The sequence below is a fragment of the Nocardia sp. NPDC055321 genome, from assembly GCF_053645575.1.
Genome location: NZ_JBSHMS010000008.1, coordinates 311,644 through 330,175 on the forward strand (window position 1 = coordinate 311,644; position 18,532 = coordinate 330,175).

Below are 18,532 nucleotides of genomic sequence, written 5' to 3' on the forward strand. Positions count from 1 at the left end.
TTTATCGGGCCTTCGCGTTGTAGCTCACGTACGGTGCGGTGAGTTTCGTATATGCCGACTCGAATCTGCGTGGCTCCTCGCCCAATTCGCAGAGTTCGGCGACCGTGCCGTCGAATACGACACGGCCGCCGCCGAGGACGATCACCCGCCCCGCCGTCGCCTCGATCTCCGCGAAGATATGGGAGGCCACCAGGAAGCATCGCCCCTGGGCGGTCAGCTTCTCGATCAGGTCGCGGAGCCAGATGATCCCCTCGGCATCGAGACCGTTGAGCGGCTCGTCGAGCACGATGGTCTGCGGATCGCCCAGGAGCGCGGAGGCGAGGCCGAGGCGCTGCAGCATGCCGTAGGAGAACGTCTTCAGCCGGTTGCGGCGGACCTCGTACAGCCCGACCAGCTCCAGCACCTCGCGCGCCTCGGTTCGCCCGAGACCGGCCGCCCGCGCCTGCCACAGAATGTGGGTCCACGCCGTCTGCCCGCGGTCGACCGCGAACGAATCGAGATTCACCCCGATCTGCCGTTTGGCATCGCCGCTCCACCGCAGATTCATGCCGTTGACGAGCACGGTCCCGCGATCCTGGCGCAGTGCGCCGGCGATAATGCGCAGCAGCGTCGTCTTGCCCGACCCGTTCGGCCCGACCAGATAACCGACTTCACCGTCGGCGATCTGAAAGTCGATGTCCGCTACGCCTTTTCCGCCGGCGAACGACTTGTCGAGTCCTTCCACCCGGATCATCGTGGCTGAATCCCGGTGGCTCCGATGGTCATTCGCCGGCGAATCGAGCGCGCCGTGCGCATGTGTCCTCGCGTAGTCATCTTCGAACTACAGCAGATTCTTACCGGGGCAGGCGACCGATTCCTTGCACCAGCGGACGACGTCGTACTTCCAGCGGCCGTCCTCGCGCAGCCAGTAGTGGTTCTCGTCGAACGAGCCGTAGCCCTTGGTCGAGGAGTTGATGCGGAGCGTGATCACATCGCCGTTGCGCTGCACCTCGCCCAATTCGTAGGTGACGTCACCGGTTTTCACGGTCCGGATGTACTGGAAGTACAGGTCGTACAGCGGCCGATACTGACCGTTGGCGCCGACCACGTTCGCCCGGCGGTCGTCATCGGAGTTGTTCGGGTTGCTGATCGCCGCGATCTGCGTGCCCAGCTGTTCGGCCGACGGGTTCTCCGCGGTGACGTACATGGCCGCCGCGGGCGCCAGCGGGAGGGCGGACGCCGGGGAAATCGCACCCAGGGTGAGAGCCAGAACGGCAACCAACAAAGACAAGGCTAACCTAACGTTCTTCATCAGATAACCGTAAGCCGTCGCGACCGCAAAAACCATCGCGAAATGTGGGAACCTCGTCGCGAATCATGGAGGGGCCCAACGGATAGGCCGTGCACCGGCGGGCGGCGCTGTTCGGGGCGGCCGGTGGGATTCGATGAAAAAAAGTCAGCGAATTCCCAGCGACACCCGCTGTGCCTGGGCATATCCTCGATGGCATGTCTGCTCCCTCGTTGTTCGACACACCGATGTTGCATCAGCTACGGAACTGCGAACGTGTCCTGGTCGTCGGCGCCGGTGGGGGCTGCGACTTCCTCAGTGGGCTTCCGGTCGCTTTCGCTCTGCGCGAGCGCGGGAAGACGGTCTTTCTGGCGAACCTCACCTACACGGCGATCGCCCGGACGACCGCGCGGCCCCTCGCCCCCGGCGTTTTCGAAGCGCGCGCCGACAGCACCGGGCCGCGCACGTACTTTCCGGAGAAGGATCTCGCGCGGTGGCTGCACCGGCGCGGCTACCCGGACGATCGGGTCTTCATGATCCAGAAGAGCGGCACCAGGCAGGTGAAGGCCGCATACGCCTGGCTGGCAGCGGAATTGGAGCTCGACGGTCTGGTGCTCGTGGACGGCGGCACCGATCTGCTCATGACCGGCGACGAGGCGGGCCTGGGCAGGCCCGTCGAGGACATCACGAGTCTGCTGGCGGCCCGCGCGGTCGACGTTCCGGTCAAGCTCGCCGCCTGCGTCGGTTTCGGCATCGACACCCCGCACGGCGTCTGCCACGCCCACTTCCTGGAAAACGTTGCGGCCCTGGCGAGAACCGGGGCCTACCACGGTGTGACAGCGCTGCTCCCCGGCGTCGCCGCGGTCGACGCCTGGCTCGAGGCCGTCGCCTGGGTGCAGGAGCACACCCCGGCCCGCGAGAGCGTCGTGTGCGCCTCGATCACCGATGCCGCGCGCGGCGAGTTCGGCAATCACCACTCCCTCGAACGCACCCGCTCGGCGGGCACCGAACTGTTCATCAACCCCCTGATGTCGATGCTCTGGTCCTTCGACCTCGACGCCGTGGCCGACCGCGTGCGCTACCGCGACCGAATCGAACAGTCCGCCACCCCTTTCGAGGTAGCCGCCGCGATAGAGGCCTTCCGCGACCGCAATCCCCTCCGCCCCCGCCGGTCCATCCCGGCGTGACGGGTCGCCGGTCCTCGCCACTCGATCCTCCTGGAACGTGTTCCTGTTATGGTCGGTCGCGCCGACGGTGACCGCTGGTCGCCCGGCGTCGAAATCGACTGGGAGGCAGGCAGATCATGCCGTTCGTATCCACCGGCGACGGTGCCACGATCCACTACCGGGATACCGGCGGCGACGGGCCCGCCGTGGTGCTCGTGCACGACATCCTCATGGACGGCACGCTGTGGGATCCGCAAATCGCCTCTCTCGCAGCGGAGTACCGGGTCATCACGGTGGACACGCGGGGGCACGGGGAGACCGCCGACGCGGGTGGCGACTACGACTACGCGCGCCTGGGGGACGACATCTGGGCCGTGGTGGACGAGCTCGGGATGGGGGAGGTGGTGCTGGGCGGGCTCTTTCACGGCGGCATCGTCGCGCTGTGGGCGGCGTGCGCGGCACCCGAAAGGGTTCGCGGGCTGATATTGATCGGCACCCGGGCCGACGCCTACAACCCGGCGGAATACGCCGGCTACAAGATGATTCTGCTCAAGCAGTGGGCGCTGGGGGATATGCCGCTCGAGCCGATCACCGAGCTCATCGCGGCACAAATGATCGGCGGCGAACAATCGCATCGCGACTACTGGACCGCGAAATGGAACAGCGGTGACCGCCGCCGCTTGGCCGCACCCGTCACCGCCCTGCTCGAGCGTCCGGACATCGAGGACCGGATTCACGTCGTGACCGCGCCGGCCCTGCTGCTGTACGGGTCCGGCGACGTCGTGTACACCGAGAACCGCATACGCAGGCTCGCCGAACGACTCGGCGGCCCAGTCATCATCGAGACGATCGACGCCGACGGCGTCAACCACGCTCCGACCTGGACCCACCCCCACCTCACCGACCCGGTGATCCGCACGTTCCTGGACGGCCTCGGCTGATGCTCGCGGGCTCGAGCGAGGAGTGTCGCAAGAGCCTGGAGGCGAACATTTCCTTCTTGTCTGGCCCGCCCGGACGAGTTCGCCCAACTCGCGCAGTACGTCACCGAGCACGACTTCGAACGGCGAGACCATCCGTATGGACCGCGCGCTCCGCAGCGACGGTGGATGAAACATGAAGCGGCGCCGCCTTGTCCGTGCGTTCATGGCGTCGCGCTCGCAGCGGCGCTGTCATCCGGTGGGAGTTCGGCAGGGGCGGTGATTCCGATGAGGATACGAGGCGGCTCAGTTTGCAAACATTGGGCTACTATTCGGGTCGTGGGTCGCTCCCGCGGGCCTGCCACGAGACACAGTGCGACGGAGCGCCGAATTCGACCGTCTCCGGCGCCGACAAGGAGCCCGCCATGCGCTCGAAGCTACTGACCACCGTCGCGGGAATGGCGATCGGCCTTCCGCTACTCGCGGTGGCGGCCGCACCGGCGGCCGCGCGCCCCGTCTTCACCCCCGAACCCGGCGGAGTCATCCGAGTCGAATCAGACCCCGGCGAATGGTGGAAATGCGCCTTCTACAGCGTCGATGACCCACGGGTGGTCGGCGTACCCCCGGCGGTGAATTACCCGCCCGGGTCCTGGGCCTACCCCGACGGGCGGCTGCCGGAGGCCGGCACCCCGCCCGCGCCCAACTTCGCCACCCCACCCTCCTACGCCGTCTTCCAACCCGGTTCCACCGTGGTCGCCGACTGCATCAGCGAGTACCTACCGATCGTCTGGCTCGAAGTCCTGCGGGCGGGCGACTGACCACCGAGATCACACAACCACGGGAGCACACCATGTTGATCGTGCTGGGCATCCTCGCCTCCCCGATTCTGGCGCTGACGGCCCCGATCTGGCTGCCGATCGCCATTCTCAGCGGCGCGATGCCGGTGACGCCCTGATCGCGGCCCCGGATGCCGAGGTGAGGTGCGCGACCGTCGCGGGGTTGCCGCCTCGTCCGCCGTCCGGCCGTGCTGCTCGCCGCCCTCGGCGATGTCCTCGGACGGGGTCGAAAGGCGTTGCCCGGCGGGAGTGATGCGGTCAGCGAGGGTCACGCGGAGCGAAGCCGTGCAGCACGCCCTCGACCAGGGTGTCGGCGAACGCGTCGTCCAAGCCGGGGGAGTGCAGGAGCCAGCGGTGGGTCAGGGGCGCGTAGAGCATGTCGATCATCAACGGGAGGTCGGCGTCGGGGCGCAGCTGGCCGGCGTCGACGGCGGCGCGCAGGCGCGTCAGCACCGCGTCATGGGTGGGTTGTTCGAGTTTCTCCCGGTAGAGGGCCGCCAGGGTGGGGTCGGCGATGATCTCGATCATGAGGGCGCGGATGGGGGCGGTGAAGGCGGGGTCGGCGAATTCGGTTGCGGTGGCGCGCAATACGACCTTCAGGTCATGGGACAGGTCCCCGGTGTCGGGGAGTGCGAGCCCGGTGCCCGCGGCGTTCTCGCTCGCGGCCAGCAGGGCATCCAGGACCACCGCGCCCTTGGATTCCCACCAGCGGTAGATGGTCTGCTTGCCGACCCCGGCGCGGGCGGCGATGGACTCGATGGTCAGTTTGGCGTAGGGGACCTCGCCGAGTAGTTCCCGGGTCGCGTCGAGGATCGCGACGCGGGAGCTCTCGCGGCGACGGGTCCGGGCGGGCGTTGGGTGGGTCATGAAACGAATCTTAACAAGACGCAACGTCTCGTCTTGACAAGCGCGCGGGTATGGGTCAAAGTCGTATCCATCAACGAGACGAAACGTCTCGTCTCGGAAGGGAGGAGCGCACATGACCCGCGCAGACATCGGTACGGCCCGTCCGGCCTCGAACCCCACCCACACCGCACCGAGCAGGAGCATCCCGATGAACACCACCGCCACCCCCGCCGCCTGGTCCGGCATGGTCGCCGTCGACGACACCGCCCTCGCGGTGACCGACACCGGCGGCGCCGGCCGTCCCGTCGTCTACCTCAACGGCGCGTACGCCGATCAATCGCACTGGAAGCCCGTCATCGCCGAACTCGGCGAGGGCCTGCGGCACATCACCTTCGACGAACGAGCCCGGGGCGGATCGGGGACCTCGGCCGACTACTCCTTCGAGGCGTGTGTGCGCGATGTCGGCGTCGTGCTCGCCGCCCGCGGCGTCACCGAACGCCCGATCCTGGTGGGCTGGTCCTACGGCGCGACCACCGCGGTGCACTGGGCCGACCGCAATCCCGGCCGCGCCCTCGGCGTGGTCTGCGTGGACGGGGCCATGCCGTACGGCCTGACCGACGAAGCGGGTCGTGAACGCATCCGGAAGCTGTTCCGCCGCATGCGATTCCTGCTCCCGCTGGCCCGGCCGCTGGGTATGGCCGCGCGGATGAGCGCCGCCGAGCACGCCGAGGTCAACATCGAGATCAACGCGGTGGTCGCCGCCATCGCGCCGGTGCTGGACCGGGTCGCCGAACCGGTGCGGTACGTGCTGGCCACCGGGTCGAATCTCGGTGCGGGCCAGGAGGAAATGGCGGCCGTGCGCGCCTCGCTCGACCCGGTCCTCGCCCGCAACGCCAACGTGACGGTGAGCGCCCGGGTCCCGAGCAATCACTCCAAGATCCTGCGCAAGGATTTCCGCGCGGTCGCCGACGCGATCCGCGCTACCGCGTCCGAGGGCTGACCGCCTGCCCCGTGCTTTCCCGGCTTGGGAATCCATGGCGCGATGCTGAAGAATCGCTGACCCGTACGAAAGGAACTTTCTTGTCCAGAACCTGGTTCATCACCGGCGCCAACCGCGGCCTCGGCCGCGCGTTCACCGTGGCCGCGCTGGCGGCGGGCGACACCGTCGTCGCCACGGCCCGCGACCCCCGCACCATGGCCGACATCGAGGACGCGCGACTCACCGTGCTGCCCCTCGACGTTCGTGACCGGGAACAGGTATTCGCCACGGTCGCCGAGGCTTTCGAGGTCACCGGACGGCTCGACGTGCTCGTCAACAACGCGGGCTACGGGCTGGTCGGCGCGCTCGAGGAACTGACCGAGTCCCAGATCCGCGATCAGATGGACACCAATTTCTACGGCGCGCTCTGGGTGTCGCAGGCCGCCCTGCCCGCGCTGCGCGCCCAGGGGTCCGGCCACATCGTGCAGATCTCCACGGTGGGCGCGGTCGGCTCGCTGCCGCTGTTCAGCATGTACAACGCCAGCAAGTGGGCGCTCGAGGGTTTCAGCGCCTCGCTCGCCGACGAGTTGCGGCCCTTCGGAGTCAAGGTCACCCTCGCGCAGATGGGTGGTTTCGACACCGACTGGGCCAAGTCGAGCATGCGGTTCGCCACGGGTGTGCCGGCGTACGCCGGTGTCCGCGAGAGCATTCTCGGCCTGCGCGACTATCCGGACCTGTCGGCCGTCCCGGCCGCGGACGCCGAACCGGCCGCGGACGCCGGGGCGAGCGAATGGGCCGAGCCCGCACCGGAAGTGGCGGCGGCGGGCCTGCTGGCCCTGGTGAACGAGACCGATCCGCCGCTGCGCCGGATCATCGGCCCGGGCGCGCACCAGATGGTCGCCCTGGCCCTGGACGCGCGCCGCCGGGACTACCTCACCGATCCCGAGTTCACCTGGCCCGCGTGATCGACGGGCCCGCCGCGTAGTCGAGAGTGCTACCGGAGCGACGAATTCGGCCCTCGCTGAACCGATCAGCGAGGGCCGTCTCGACGCCGGCGGCGGGGGAGGGGACGCCGCCCGCGCACTCACTGCCGCGAGCGGGGCTCACGCTCCAGGAACGAGGTCACCATGGGGGCGAGCAGTTCCGGGCGGTGCATGACCGAGACATGAGACGCGCCGGGAACGATGGCCAGCTGCGCATCGGGCAACCCCGCCGGGGTGTCGCCCATGATCCCGCCGCCCAGCAGCCGGAAGACCTGAACCGCGTGCTCGGGGGTCACGATGTCGGAGTCACCGATGATGCCGAGCGTCGGAATGGTCATGGCGTCGACGGCGGCGTCGGGAACGGTCGGGATGTTGCTGTCCATGTCGACGATCTTGGACACCAGCGCGGGAAAGTCCTCCGGACGCGGTGCGGTGTCCAGGTAGTACCGGTGGAACGTACTGCCGTGCAACATCTCCGGCTGCAGGGTGGTGATCTCGTCCACCGTGCCCGGGTGCATCGCGTGCGGTCCCAGACCACCGGACAGCAGCACCAGCTTGCGGACCAGGCTCGGATGCCGCAGGCCGATGTCGAGCGCCACGCCCGCCCCCATGCTGTAGCCGAAGACATCGGCGCGGGTGACGCCGAGGTGGCCGAGCACCGCGACGGTGTCGTCGGTCATGGTCGCGGTGCGCAGGGCACGGCCCGCCACATCGGGGCTGTGGCCGTGTGACTGCTGCTCCACGGCGATGATCTGCCGGTCCTTCGACAGCAGCGGGATCAGCTCGCCGAAATCGGTGCCGATGCCCGACAGCGCGCCGTGCAGCAGGACCAGCGGCGGCTCGTCGGTCGCCGCACCGTGCACCTCGTAGTACAGGCGCGCACCGTTGACCTCGACGTAGTCACCCACTGTCGTTGTGGCGGACACCGATTCGCCGGGATCGCCGCAGGCGACCAGCGCCGCGGCGGTCAGGGTGGTCAGCAGGGCCAGGCCGATCTTTCGCATTGCGGTCTCTTCTCGTTCGATACGGGAGCGAGGCCGCGGTTCCTCGCCGTTCGCCGGTAGAGACGAGGCGCCCACGGGGAATTCATCGGCGGCACGGCCATTCGATCGACCCGTCCCGCGTGACAGCGGCCACCGAACTCTCGGCCGGAGGAATCAAGTCCGAATTCGGCAATGTTATGTTGAGCCCCGCTTCACGAACTGAGGATGTGCATGCTGGAACGTCTCGAACTGGAGGCTTTTCTCACCCTCGCCGAGGAATTGCACTTCGGCAGAACCGCGGAGCGCCTGCGCGTGACGACGAGCCGGATCAGCCAGACGATCCGGAAGATGGAGCGCCGCATCGGCGCACCGCTGTTCGAGCGCAACAGCCGCGTCGTACGGCTGACCCCGCTGGGCAAACAATTGCGCGACGAATTGCGCCCCGCCTACGACCAGATCGCGGCCAGCCTGGTCGCCGCGAGCCGGGGCAGGACCGTCGAACAGACGATCACGGTGGGATTCTCCGCGCCGTGGTGCGGGAACCTGCTGGTACGCGCCGCGGAGGCGTTCCGCGCCCGATACCCGAACACCGCGGTCGACATCGAGGAGATCCAGCTGGTCGACCCGCTCGGGCGCATGCGCGCGGGTGCGGTGGACATGCAGCTCACCGAATTTCCCATCGCCGAGCCCGACATCACGACCGGCCCGATCGTCTTCTCCGAGCCGCGCGCGCTGATGGTTCCCGCGAAGCATCCACTGGCACAGCGGGAATCGGTGTCGATGGAGGACATGGCCGACGCCACGCTGGTCACCATCAACGGCGAATCGGTGCCGAAGTATTGGATGGACCGCTATTTCCCGCTGCACACGCCGTCGGGCCGCCCGATTCCACAGGGGCCCGCGACGAACTTCTGGCCCGAGGTGCTGGTGCACGTCAGCCAGGGCACCGGTGTCAGCACGGTCTCGTTGCGGGCCAGGGATTTTCACGCCCGGCCCAACCTGGTCTTCGTCCCTTTCCACGACGCGTCCCCGATCGACTACGGGCTGATGTGGCCGACCGCCGGCAAGAATCCGCTCGTGCAGCCCTTCCTGGAAGTGATCGCCGAACTCACCCCGGCCGACTGAATGCCGTGCCCGGCAAGCGTTGAGTTCGGCTAAGCGCTGCGTTGTCGAAATCGTGCTTGTTGGCGGGCTTTCGCGTGGCGATGCTGGTGAGCATCCGATTCTCGGAACACCGTCGGCGGTCGCACCGCAGGAAAATTAGGAGGAATCAGTGTCACGCGAATTGGTCTACACCGGCTTCATGTCGCTCGACGGGGTTGTCGACTCCCCGGGCGGCAAGGAAGAAGGTCATCGCGGTGGCGGATGGGTCATGGACACCGAATTCGTCCCCGAGGCGTACTCGCTCAAGGGCGAAGAGCTCGCCGATCACACCGCGCTGCTGTTCGGGCGGCGCAGCTACGAGGCGTTCGCCCCGTTCTGGCGGGAGTCCGACGACCATGCCGCCTACAAGGACCTGCCCAAGTACGTGCTGTCCACCGGTCTCACCGAGCAGGACCTGCTCGACGGCTGGGGCCCGACCACGATCCTGCGCACGGTCGAGGACGTGGCGAAGCTCAAGGAATCCGAGGGCGGCGCGATCTTCATCCACGGCAGCGCCGAACTGGCCCGCCGGCTCTCGGACGCGGACCTGATCGACCGGTACAACCTGCTGGTCTTCCCGGTCCTGCTCGGCGCGGGCAAGGGTCTGTTCAGCCGCGAGGATCGCGACAAGCAGCAACTGCGCCTGCGGGATTCGGCGACGTACTCCAACGGCGTCGCCAAGCTCGTCTACGACGTGGTGCGCTGAGCGTCACGGTCGCGGCCTCGACGCGGGCTCGGCGGGGCGATATCCCGTCGAGCCCGCGTCCCGCGGGCGCCCGGTCAGTTCTCCGCCGCCCGAACCGTGGCGGCCCCGGCGGCGTACAGCTCGTCCACCCGCCGCCCCCACGCCGGATCGGCATCGACCCGGCGCCGGTAGATCTCGTAGATCCGTTCTCCCAGTGCGGGATCCGCGTCATCGCTGAAACGCACCGCCGACTGCCTGGCCAGGCGCGGCAGGATGAAGTCGTCGCCCGCTATGTGCACGGGGTTGTGCATATAGCGTTCGACGGCGTCCAGATCCGGCAGCGCCGTGACGAACGCGTGGGTGAACCCCTCGCTCGGATCGCCCAGGTCGGGGCCGATGCTGGAGAACACCGACGCCTCGACCGAGATGGTCCGGCGGATCGCGTCGATCACCTGCTCGCGCTCCTGCGCCCCGACCTCGTCCTTGAAGCTGAACCGCTGCACGAAAACAATCATTCGAACCTCCCCGAATTGCACTGATGAGTGCAGAATAGTGCACCGGTAGGTTCGGTCGCTAGGGTTGTGCCGTGCAACGGATCAGTGCGGAGCGCCCGAAGGGGCGGATCGACAAGCGCCAGGCGATACTGGCCGCGGCCTTCGAGGTCTTCGCCGGGGACGGCTACCACCGGGCGAGCGTCGACGCGATCGCGCTGGCGGCGGGGGTCGCCAAGCACACGATCTACAACCATTTCGGCGACAAGGAGTCGCTGCTGCGCGCGGTGGTCGCCGATCTCGCCGAACAGGCGCTGGTTCGCAACCTCGCCGCGGTCGAAATACTGGACCGCGGAGCGGATCTCGCCGAATCGCTGACCGAGACCGGAGTCCGCCTCGCCGAGTGCTACTGCGATGAGCACACCGTCGCGCTCCGCCGGCTGCTGCAGGCCCAGCTGCCCACCATGCCCGATCTGCTCGACCTGATCCGGGACCGCGCCACCGACCGGGTCAACGACGCGCTCGCGGCCCGGCTCGCGCGACTGGCGCTGGCCGGGCGGCTCGACCTGCACGGTGATCCCGCCGTCGCGGCCGAGCAGTTCGGCGCCCTGCTCACCGGGCCGCTCGAGTCCCGTACCCGCATGGGCACCGCGAAGATCTCGAAATCCGAACTGCGACAGCTCGTCCGGAACGCCGTCGACACCTTCCTCCGGGCGTTCGGGCCCGCGACGTAGGGGCGCGAGGGCCCCGCACGCCGCGGGCCGCGACGGGATCGGGCTCAGCCCGCCGCGACGGCGGGCCGCTCCGCGGGCGCCGCGCTCGCGATGACCGCGCGGCGGTAGGGGATCGCCGCGGCGATCGCGGCGGCCAGGATCGAGACGCCGCCGCCGATGAGGAAGGCGACCCGGAAGCCGTTCTCGCTCGGGATGGCATGGCCGCCCGCCGAAATGGTCAGCTGGGCCAGCACCGCGCCGATGACGGCCGCGGAGATCGAGGTGCCGATCGAGCGCATGAGCGTGTTGAAACTGTTGGCGGCGGCGGTTTCCGACTGCGGCACCGCGCCCATGATCAGCGCGGGCATCGCGCCGTAGGCGAAGGCCACACCCGACGAGCAGATGATCGTGACCAGCAGCAGGCCCCAGGTCGAGCCCATCAGCAGCAGGGCCGAGCAGTAGCCGGCGGCCATGACCGCCGCGCCGGTGACGAGGGTGACCTTGGGCCCGCGCGCCGCCGACAGCTTCGCGCCGACGGGGGACAGCAGCATCATCATGATGCCGCCGGGCGCCATCCACAGGCCCATGGCCAGCATCGACTGTCCCAGTCCGTAACCCAGCGAGGCGGGCAACTGCAGCAGCTGGGGAACGCTGAGCTGCAACGAGTACATGCCCACCCCGATGGCCGCGCTCGCGATGTTGGTCACCAGCACCTGCGGCCGCGCGGTGACGCGCAGATCGACCAGCGGCTCACCCGCCCGCAGCTCCCACCAGCCCCACACCAGCAGCGCCACCGCGGACGTGGTGAACAGGCCCAGGGTCAGCGGCGAATTCCAGCCCCACGCGGCGCCTTTGGAGACCGGCAGCAACAGCGCGATCAGACCGGCGCCGAGCAGTACCGCGCCCGGGACGTCGAAGCGCCCGCTCGGCCCCTCGGCGCTGCCCTCGGGCACCACGACGACGATCAACACGGCGGCGACCGCGACCAAACCCGCAGCGCCCCAGAACATCACGCGCCAGTTGCTGTACTCGGTGACCGCCGAGGCCAGCGGCAGGCCGAGCGCGCCGCCGATGCCCAGCGACGAGGAGATCAGCGCGATGGCCGTGCCCAGGCGCTCCGGCGGCACGACGTCCCGCAGCAGCGCGATGCCCAGCGGGATGACGCCGACGCCGAGTCCCTGCAGGCCGCGGCCGATGATCATCGGCACCAGCGACCCGGCCAGCGCGCAGGTGATCGAACCCAGGAACAGCGGCACCGTGGAGGCGATCATCATGCGGCGCTTGCCGTACATGTCGCCGAGTCGCCCGGCGACGGGTGTGGCGACCGCGGCCGCGAGCAGCGTGATGGTGACGACCCAGGTGGTGTCGCCGGGGTCGGCGTTCAATATGCGCGGCAGTCCGCCCAGCAGCGGAACCACCAGGGTCTGCATCAGCGACGCGGTGATTCCGGTGAAGGCCAACACGGCCAGGACGGCGTTGGTGCCGCGGGGGATGGGGTCGGTCTGGGTCACGATTACTCCTGCGCTCGGCGACTTATGCATAATACATACGATGTGCATTATGCACACTCGGTCGGCCCGGCCGTGACCGGTAGGGTGAGCGGAAATCAGGTCACACCGCAGGTCGACGCGGATCGGCGGAAGGAGCAGGGTGAGCAATCCCATCGACGCGCTCGAGTTCGAGGCGATGCTCTTCGGCCGGTACAGCCTGATCTCCCGCAAGGGCGACGGGCGGCTCGAGCGCAGCGCCTACGTCCTGCTCCACCGGCTGCAGGGCGGCGGCCCGATGTCCATCGGGCAGCTCAGCGAGGCGCTGGGCCTGGATGTGTCCACGCTCAACCGCCAGACCGCAGCGATGCTGAAAGCCGGTCTGCTCGAACGCATTCCCGACCCCGACGGCGGGATCGCCCGGAAATTCCGGGTGACCGCGCTCGGCCGGGAGAAGATGGAGTTCGAGCGGGCCTCGAGCATCCATCACCTCGACGTCATCCTGGCCGACTGGCCTGCCGACGACGTCGCCGCGCTGGCGGACTATCTGACGCGCTTCAACGCCGCGATCGAGCAGTACCACGGGCGGCCGTGGCCGCGGCCCGTGCACTCCTGAGTCTCAGCCCGAAGTCGCCGCCGCACAACGCCGTCCGATCTCGCGCAGCGCCGCCAGCACCTCGGGCGGGCCGTCGATCTCGAAGTCGGCGTCCAGGAAGGTGAGGTGCGCGGCCAGGATGTACGCGGTGTCGCCGCCGGCGTGCACCAGGCAGGAGCGGTCGTCGACGGGTTCGACCGCGATGCCGTCGGGCAGCCATTCCACCAGTTCGGTCGCGGGCCGGCGCACCAGCACTCGCGCCCGGTAGCGGAACCGGGCAATGCGGCGACCGGCGGCCACGAACGTGATGAGGTCACCGTCCGGGGGATCGCGCGGATCGAAGCGCGGTCCGGTCGGAATCCTCGGGCTCATGCGATCGACCCGGAAGGTGCGCCAATCGGACCGGTCCAGATCCCACGCGACCAGGTACCAGCGGTGCCCGAGGTAGACGAGCCGATGCGGCTCGACGGTGCGGTACTGCTCGGCGCCGTCGTGGTTGCGGTAGTCGAAACGCAGCCGATGCCGCTCCCGCACCGTGCCCGCGATCGCGGCCAGCACCCGCGGATCCGCCTCCGCGCCCGCGTGATTCGGGATCACGGTCGAGGACTGCAGCGAGTCGATACGGTGGCGCACGCGCGCGGGCAGCACCTGTTCGATCTTCGCCCGGGCACGGGCCGACGCGGTTTCGAAGCCCGCGACCGAGCCCGGCGACGCCCCGCCGAGGCCGAGCACCACCGCGGCGGCCTCGTCCTCGTCCAGCAGCAGCGGCGGCAGCTTCGCGCCCGGGCCGAGCCGGTAGCCGCCCGCCGCGCCGGGCGTGGAGAAGATCGGATAGCCCAGCTCGCGCAGCTTGTCCATGTCCCCGCGAATCGTGCGCGGGGAGACGCCGAGTTCGGCGACCAGCTGCGGTCCGCTCCACTGCGGGCGGGTGTGCAACAGGGTGAGCAGGCGCAGCAGCCGCGCCGACGTGGTGATCACGAATTTTTACTTTAATCACCAATGCGGCAAGTAGGTTGCCGCATTGGTTGGTTTCATTGAGGTATGAGCAACTCGAACACCGAGATCCGCCCCTTCGAAATCGCTGTCGCCCAGGGCGAATTGGACTACCTGAACGCGCGGCTGGACCACGTCCGGCTCCCGGACGAGCTGCCCGGCGAGGGATGGCGGCTCGGCGTACCGACGGACTACCTGCGCGAGCTGATCACTTACTGGCGCAACGACTTCGACTGGCGCGCCCAGGAGAAGGCGCTCAACGACCTGCCGCAGTTCACCACCGAGATCGACGGCCAGAACGTGCATTTCGTGCACGTTCGCTCGCCCGAGCCCGACGCCACGCCGCTCATCCTGACCCACGGCTGGCCGGGATCGTTCGTGGAATTCCTGGACATCATCGGCCCGCTGACCGACCCGCGGGCGCACGGCGGCGACCCCGCGCACGCGTTTCACCTTGTGCTGCCCTCGATTCCGGGTTACGGGTTCTCCGGTCCGACCACCGAGGCGGGGTGGAACGTCAACCGGGTGGCCCGGGCGTGGGCCGAGCTCATGGATCGGCTGGGCTACGAGCGTTTCGGGGCGCAGGGCGGAGACTGGGGTTCGGGCATTTCCCTGGAGCTGGGCCGGGTCGTTCCGGATCGGGTGATCGGCGTGCACGTGAACTTCCTGATGACCTTCCCCTCCGGCATGGACGGTGAGATGGACGACTTCGAGCCCGCCGATTTCGCCAGACTCGGTCTGCTCGAACAGTTCCAGGGGGATTTCGGCGGCTACATGGCGATTCAGTCGACCCGTCCGCAAACCCTCGCCTACGGTCTCACCGATTCCCCGGTGGGGCAGTTGGCCTGGATCGTGGAGAAGTTCAAGGAGTGGACCGACAGCACCGACCGCCCCGAGGACGCCGTCGACCGCGACCGCATGCTCACCAACGTGATGCTCTACTGGCTGACCGGCACCGCGGCGTCCTCCGCCCGGTTCTACGCCGAGTTCGCCGCGTCGATGGCGCGGGGTGACTACCCCGCCCGGGTCGAGCGCCCGGTCGGGGTCGCGGTCTTCCCGAAGGATGTCATCCTGCCGATTCGCAAGCTGGCCGTCCGCGACGCGAACGTCGTGCACTGGACCGAGCACGATCGCGGCGGCCACTTCGCCGCCCTGGAACAGCCGGCCCTGCTGGTCGCGGACATCCGTTCGTTCTTCGCCGAGCTCTCGGACTAGCCGAAGTCGTTGCGGGCGAGGCGAACCGCCTCGCCCGCGACGATCACGCGGGGACGCTGCCCGCGGCGACCGCCCCGGCGCGTTCGGCCAGGGCGGCGGTCTCGGCGGCCAGGCCACGGACCAGCGACGTGCCGAACAGGGCGTGCGCCAGGAACGCCAGGGGGCCGGTGAGCGCCAGTCGCACCACCAGGCGGGTGCGGTCGCCCTCGGTGAGCAGCACGCGCAGCCGGTTGCCGCCGGCGAGGGCGGTGACCCAGCCCTTGTCGCGCCAGCCGAAGCGGCGGCCGGGGTCGACCACGGTGACCTCGTGCATGGCGTGGCGGGCGTTGTCGTTCAGGACGACCTGCGCGGCGACGGACGCGCCGGGCTCGGGTGCGCCCCGCACGGCGGTGAGCCACGGATTCCACTCGGCATAGCGCTCGAAGTCGGTGATGACCCGATAGGTGACCTCGGGGGAGGCGTCGATGAGCGCTTCGCTGTAGTAGCGGGGAGCCAGGCGCTCCCAGCGCGCGACCACACCGGCGAACAGCACGGGCAGGATGCGGCCGCGCGCGGTGCGGGTGTCGCCGGTGCGCCGCGCGACGTCGAGTTCGAGCCGGTGGATCTCGGTGTGGATGCGGGGGTCGTCGTGCGCGAACCAGTGGAGATCGGTGAGCCGGGCGCGTGCCCCCGCGTAGTCCCGCGCGCGGACGGCCGCACGGCAGAGTTCGAGTTCCGCGTCGTTCGCCCGGGCGAAACGCTCCGCCGCTGTCATCTCTTCCTCCAGATCCCGGGTGCCCGCACCCGGAGGAAGCATCGCGGACACCCGAATCCCAGTCAAGCATTTGCTTGGTATGACATCGGCGGGTGGATCCGGCGAGATGATGCGGCAGTCCGGCCCGGTGCGGGCGCCGATGACCCGGGACCGATTCCTTTTTGACCGATTCCCGACCGCGCCGCGAAAAGCGCCGATACGATAACTCAAAATTTGCTATACGCGACCACGTCGCGGCGTGGATGCGTACCGATCGTTCCTGCTCCCACTGACTAGGGGATCGCGTGCAAAATTCATTGATCGGCTCGGCGGCCGGAATCCGGCGCCTGTTGTTCCTCGGATGTGCGGCCGGCATCGGCATATCCCTCGTGGTGGCTCCGGCGGGCGCCGATGTGCCCGGAGCCGCGGAGATAACGCAGAAGTACGACGAGGCGGGCGGTGCGTCCTCACCGCTGGGCAATCCCGTCGGCGAGGCCGTGGAGGTGGCCGGCGGCGCGAGCCGTGACTACCAGGGCGGCGCCATCTTCTACTCCCCACCCGATGGCGCACACGTGATGTACGGCGTCATCCTGAACGAATTCCGCGAACTCGGCGGTCCGGCAAGCGATCTCGGATTCCCCACCAATGACGAATCCGATACCACCGGTGTCGCGGGCCGATTCAACACCTTCGCCGCCCCCGACGGCGCCGCCATGTACTGGACCCCGCAGCAGGGCGCGTGGGTGGTGCGCGGCCCGATCCTGGCGGCCTACCGCGAACTTCAGGGCCCCGCGGGTGAGCTCGGTTTTCCGACGGCGGCCGCCACGGTCGACGGCAACGGCGCGACCGTGCAGAAATTCAGCGGCGACAACGGGGCCGCGCAGATCACCTGGAGTGCCGAGAACGGATTCACCACGGTGCCCGGCAGTTTGGCGGGCGCCCTGGCCGGATTGCGGCTCCCGAGCATGACCGGGGTCCTGCCGGAAGGCTCGGTCCAGTTGCCCGACGGCCGCGTGCAGCTGCCCGACGGTTCCATCAAGATGCCCGACGGCAGTTACCAATTGCCGAACGGCAATGTCGTCATGCCCGACGGATCGATCAAACTCCCCGACGGCTCGATTCAATTGCCGGAAGGCGCGGTTCGCCTCGGCGACGGTTCGCTGCAATACGCGAACGGACTGATACGGATGCCCGACGGTTCGTTCTCGCTGCCCGACGGCGCGGTGCAATTGCCCGACGGCACCGTGCGCATGCCCGACGGTTCGATCGTATTCCCCAGCGGCGGCGTGAAAATGCCCGACGGATCCTTCGACTTCCCGGGTATGGCGTTCTCGTCCGCCGAGAAATCCACCGGGTGGTGGGATCGGCTGCGGGACAACATGGGCGGCTGGTGGTGGATCGTGCCGGTGCTGATCGCCCTGCTGGTCCTGGCGGCGCTGGCCGGTCTGTACCGCTGGTTCCGCAACCGCGGTGGCGGCGCGAACACCGGTGGCCCCACCGGCGGCCCGTCGAGCCCCGGCGGCGGTGCCGGCTGGGACGACCGCGCGGCTGCCTCGGGCGCGACGCGGGCCGATGCGACCGGACGCGGAGTCACGCCGGGCGGCATGGTCAAGGGCGCCGCGGCCGCCGGTGCGGCGGGCGCGGCCGGGTTGGGTGGCCGGGCCCGTGAGATGGCCGGCGACGCGACCTCGGGCCTGGCCGGTGCGGGCAGGCACGCCGCGGACCGCATGGGCGACATGGCCGGCGGGGTGGCCGACACCGGCCGGCGGGTCGGTGAAACCGTCGGCTCGGCCGGCAAACACGCCGGCGCCGCCGCGGCCGGGGTGGCGGCGGCGGGCGCGGGCGCGCTGGCCGGTGCCCGCCGGGGCGCTCCCGGCGCCGTCGCGGGCGCCGAGGTGAACGCGCTGTTCGACGAGCTGGAGGGCGCCGACGTCATCAACACCGCCTATGCCGGAGCGGCACAGGGCCTTTCCGGTGGCGTGGTCCACGCCAGGCTGCTCATCGACGAGAACATGAGCCCGCGCCTGGTGGAGATCCTCGACGCGGCGGGATACGACGCCGTGCACGCCCGGGATGTCGGTCTGGGCGGCGACGCCAATCGCGCGACGCTGGAGAAGGCGAAGACGATGGGCCGCACCCTGGTCACGTGCGAGCGTTCCTACGCGCGCGACATGATCGGGAACCCGGCGACCGGCAGCGTGGTCATCCTCGACAACGCCGAGGGCACGATCGACGACCACCTCGCGGTGCTGCGCCGAGCCCTGCCGATGCTGGACGCGGTGCTGGCCGGCGGCGCCCTCGCGGTCGCCTCCGATCAGGGCGTGCGGGCGCGCCGGCTTCCGCTCACCCACAGGTAATCCCGATCGAGCGCCCCGCCCCGGCCGCGGAGTGGCAGCGGCCCCGGCGGGGGGCCCCGCGGTCGGGGGTCGAACCCCCGGACCCGATGCCCCCGGGGATGCCGGGGAATACGCACCCCGGGTTTTGAACGCGGTTGTGGCGG

At 69.2% G+C, this 18,532-nt stretch carries 19 protein-coding genes; 11 read left to right on the top strand and 8 right to left on the bottom strand.

The genetic code is table 11. The features are described 5' to 3' along the window. Position 1: 1 nt before the first annotated feature. Positions 2 to 733 (bottom strand): ABC transporter ATP-binding protein, encoded by a 732-nt coding sequence (locus tag ACWIGI_RS15905; protein WP_454203114.1) that lies wholly within the window; start codon positions 731 to 733, stop codon positions 2 to 4. 87 nt (positions 734 to 820) lie between these two features. Beyond that, on the bottom strand, positions 821 to 1,261 hold the full coding sequence (locus ACWIGI_RS15910) for a hypothetical protein (RefSeq protein ID WP_454203115.1): 441 nt from the start codon (positions 1,259 to 1,261) through the stop codon (positions 821 to 823). Between the two features lie 224 nt (positions 1,262 to 1,485). Here ACWIGI_RS15910 and ACWIGI_RS15915 point away from each other — a divergent pair, with 224 nt between their 5' ends. From ACWIGI_RS15915 to ACWIGI_RS15925, 3 genes are all read left to right on the top strand, one after another. Beyond that, positions 1,486 to 2,454 carry a DUF1152 domain-containing protein gene (locus tag ACWIGI_RS15915; protein ID WP_454203116.1) on the top strand — a complete coding sequence of 323 codons (969 nt, stop codon included), beginning with the start codon at positions 1,486 to 1,488 and terminating at the stop codon, positions 2,452 to 2,454. Positions 2,455 to 2,570: 116 nt separating this feature from the next. After that, positions 2,571 to 3,374: an alpha/beta fold hydrolase gene (locus ACWIGI_RS15920; protein WP_454203117.1), complete on the top strand. Its 804-nt coding sequence runs from the start codon at positions 2,571 to 2,573 to the stop codon at positions 3,372 to 3,374. Between the two features lie 401 nt (positions 3,375 to 3,775). Then, the gene (locus ACWIGI_RS15925) at positions 3,776 to 4,168 is read left to right on the top strand and encodes a hypothetical protein (RefSeq protein ID WP_454203118.1); all 393 of its coding nucleotides are present in this window, start codon (positions 3,776 to 3,778) and stop codon (positions 4,166 to 4,168) included. 276 nt (positions 4,169 to 4,444) lie between these two features. On the opposite strand, the gene ACWIGI_RS15930 is transcribed toward ACWIGI_RS15925, so the two are convergent. Then, positions 4,445 to 5,053 carry a TetR/AcrR family transcriptional regulator gene (locus ACWIGI_RS15930; protein WP_454203119.1) on the bottom strand — a complete coding sequence of 203 codons (609 nt, stop codon included), beginning with the start codon at positions 5,051 to 5,053 and terminating at the stop codon, positions 4,445 to 4,447. A 112-nt stretch (positions 5,054 to 5,165) separates the two neighbouring features. On the opposite strand from ACWIGI_RS15930, the gene ACWIGI_RS15935 reads away from it, so the two are divergent. Together ACWIGI_RS15935 and ACWIGI_RS15940 are read left to right on the top strand one after the other, a co-directional pair. Beyond that, positions 5,166 to 6,032 carry an alpha/beta fold hydrolase gene (locus tag ACWIGI_RS15935; RefSeq protein WP_454203120.1) on the top strand — a complete coding sequence of 289 codons (867 nt, stop codon included), beginning with the start codon at positions 5,166 to 5,168 and terminating at the stop codon, positions 6,030 to 6,032. A gap of 80 nt (positions 6,033 to 6,112) precedes the next feature. Beyond that, complete coding sequence (locus ACWIGI_RS15940) at positions 6,113 to 6,976, top strand: SDR family NAD(P)-dependent oxidoreductase (protein WP_454203121.1); 864 nt, start codon at positions 6,113 to 6,115, stop codon at positions 6,974 to 6,976. Between the two features lie 119 nt (positions 6,977 to 7,095). On the opposite strand, the gene ACWIGI_RS15945 is transcribed toward ACWIGI_RS15940, so the two are convergent. Then, on the bottom strand, positions 7,096 to 7,998 hold the full coding sequence (locus ACWIGI_RS15945) for an alpha/beta fold hydrolase (RefSeq protein WP_454203122.1): 903 nt from the start codon (positions 7,996 to 7,998) through the stop codon (positions 7,096 to 7,098). A 210-nt stretch (positions 7,999 to 8,208) separates the two neighbouring features. Between ACWIGI_RS15945 and ACWIGI_RS15950 the strand changes: the two genes are divergently transcribed. After that, on the top strand, positions 8,209 to 9,102 hold the full coding sequence (locus ACWIGI_RS15950) for a LysR family transcriptional regulator (protein ID WP_454203123.1): 894 nt from the start codon (positions 8,209 to 8,211) through the stop codon (positions 9,100 to 9,102). 148 nt (positions 9,103 to 9,250) lie between these two features. After that, positions 9,251 to 9,826, top strand: a complete 576-nt coding sequence (locus ACWIGI_RS15955) for a dihydrofolate reductase family protein (protein WP_454203124.1) — start codon at positions 9,251 to 9,253, stop codon at positions 9,824 to 9,826. Positions 9,827 to 9,900: 74 nt separating this feature from the next. Here ACWIGI_RS15955 and ACWIGI_RS15960 read toward each other — a convergent pair whose 3' ends face one another. Then, a complete protein-coding gene (locus ACWIGI_RS15960; RefSeq protein WP_454203125.1) occupies positions 9,901 to 10,320 on the bottom strand; it encodes a Dabb family protein in 420 nt (139 codons plus the stop codon). Between the two features lie 71 nt (positions 10,321 to 10,391). Here ACWIGI_RS15960 and ACWIGI_RS15965 point away from each other — a divergent pair, with 71 nt between their 5' ends. Further along, a complete protein-coding gene (locus ACWIGI_RS15965) occupies positions 10,392 to 11,030 on the top strand; it encodes a TetR/AcrR family transcriptional regulator (protein WP_454203126.1) in 639 nt (212 codons plus the stop codon). 44 nt (positions 11,031 to 11,074) lie between these two features. On the opposite strand, the gene ACWIGI_RS15970 is transcribed toward ACWIGI_RS15965, so the two are convergent. Next, positions 11,075 to 12,550, bottom strand: a complete 1,476-nt coding sequence (locus ACWIGI_RS15970) for an MFS transporter (RefSeq protein WP_454203127.1) — start codon at positions 12,548 to 12,550, stop codon at positions 11,075 to 11,077. A 109-nt stretch (positions 12,551 to 12,659) separates the two neighbouring features. On the opposite strand from ACWIGI_RS15970, the gene ACWIGI_RS15975 reads away from it, so the two are divergent. Further along, positions 12,660 to 13,112, top strand: a complete 453-nt coding sequence (locus tag ACWIGI_RS15975; RefSeq protein ID WP_454203128.1) for a MarR family winged helix-turn-helix transcriptional regulator — start codon at positions 12,660 to 12,662, stop codon at positions 13,110 to 13,112. A gap of 3 nt (positions 13,113 to 13,115) precedes the next feature. On the opposite strand, the gene ACWIGI_RS15980 is transcribed toward ACWIGI_RS15975, so the two are convergent. Beyond that, on the bottom strand, positions 13,116 to 14,069 hold the full coding sequence (locus ACWIGI_RS15980) for a helix-turn-helix transcriptional regulator (protein WP_454203129.1): 954 nt from the start codon (positions 14,067 to 14,069) through the stop codon (positions 13,116 to 13,118). Between the two features lie 63 nt (positions 14,070 to 14,132). Here ACWIGI_RS15980 and ACWIGI_RS15985 point away from each other — a divergent pair, with 63 nt between their 5' ends. Then, complete coding sequence (locus ACWIGI_RS15985) at positions 14,133 to 15,299, top strand: epoxide hydrolase family protein (protein ID WP_454203130.1); 1,167 nt, start codon at positions 14,133 to 14,135, stop codon at positions 15,297 to 15,299. A gap of 43 nt (positions 15,300 to 15,342) precedes the next feature. Here ACWIGI_RS15985 and ACWIGI_RS15990 read toward each other — a convergent pair whose 3' ends face one another. Next, the gene (locus ACWIGI_RS15990) at positions 15,343 to 16,095 is read right to left on the bottom strand and encodes an SRPBCC family protein (RefSeq protein WP_454203131.1); all 753 of its coding nucleotides are present in this window, start codon (positions 16,093 to 16,095) and stop codon (positions 15,343 to 15,345) included. A 242-nt stretch (positions 16,096 to 16,337) separates the two neighbouring features. Here ACWIGI_RS15990 and ACWIGI_RS15995 point away from each other — a divergent pair, with 242 nt between their 5' ends. After that, positions 16,338 to 18,389, top strand: a complete 2,052-nt coding sequence (locus tag ACWIGI_RS15995; RefSeq protein WP_454203132.1) for a DUF5615 family PIN-like protein — start codon at positions 16,338 to 16,340, stop codon at positions 18,387 to 18,389. The last annotated feature ends 143 nt before the right edge of the window (positions 18,390 to 18,532 follow it).

Excerpts from the sequence above, each read along its gene's own strand:
- ACWIGI_RS15930 (WP_454203119.1), bottom strand. The coding sequence starts at position 5,053 with ATGACCCACCCAACGCCCGCCCGGACCCGTCGCCGCGAGAGCTCCCGC.
- ACWIGI_RS15960 (WP_454203125.1), bottom strand. The coding sequence starts at position 10,320 with ATGATTGTTTTCGTGCAGCGGTTCAGCTTCAAGGACGAGGTCGGGGCG.
- ACWIGI_RS15990 (WP_454203131.1), bottom strand. The coding sequence starts at position 16,095 with ATGCTTCCTCCGGGTGCGGGCACCCGGGATCTGGAGGAAGAGATGACA.
- ACWIGI_RS15915 (WP_454203116.1), top strand. The coding sequence starts at position 1,486 with ATGTCTGCTCCCTCGTTGTTCGACACACCGATGTTGCATCAGCTACGG.
- ACWIGI_RS15905 (WP_454203114.1), bottom strand. The coding sequence starts at position 733 with ATGATCCGGGTGGAAGGACTCGACAAGTCGTTCGCCGGCGGAAAAGGC.
- ACWIGI_RS15970 (WP_454203127.1), bottom strand. The coding sequence starts at position 12,550 with ATGCATAAGTCGCCGAGCGCAGGAGTAATCGTGACCCAGACCGACCCC.
- ACWIGI_RS15935 (WP_454203120.1), top strand. The coding sequence starts at position 5,166 with ATGACCCGCGCAGACATCGGTACGGCCCGTCCGGCCTCGAACCCCACC.
- ACWIGI_RS15945 (WP_454203122.1), bottom strand. The coding sequence starts at position 7,998 with ATGCGAAAGATCGGCCTGGCCCTGCTGACCACCCTGACCGCCGCGGCG.
- ACWIGI_RS15985 (WP_454203130.1), top strand. The coding sequence starts at position 14,133 with ATGAGCAACTCGAACACCGAGATCCGCCCCTTCGAAATCGCTGTCGCC.
- ACWIGI_RS15920 (WP_454203117.1), top strand. The coding sequence starts at position 2,571 with ATGCCGTTCGTATCCACCGGCGACGGTGCCACGATCCACTACCGGGAT.
- ACWIGI_RS15925 (WP_454203118.1), top strand. The coding sequence starts at position 3,776 with ATGCGCTCGAAGCTACTGACCACCGTCGCGGGAATGGCGATCGGCCTT.
- ACWIGI_RS15950 (WP_454203123.1), top strand. The coding sequence starts at position 8,209 with ATGCTGGAACGTCTCGAACTGGAGGCTTTTCTCACCCTCGCCGAGGAA.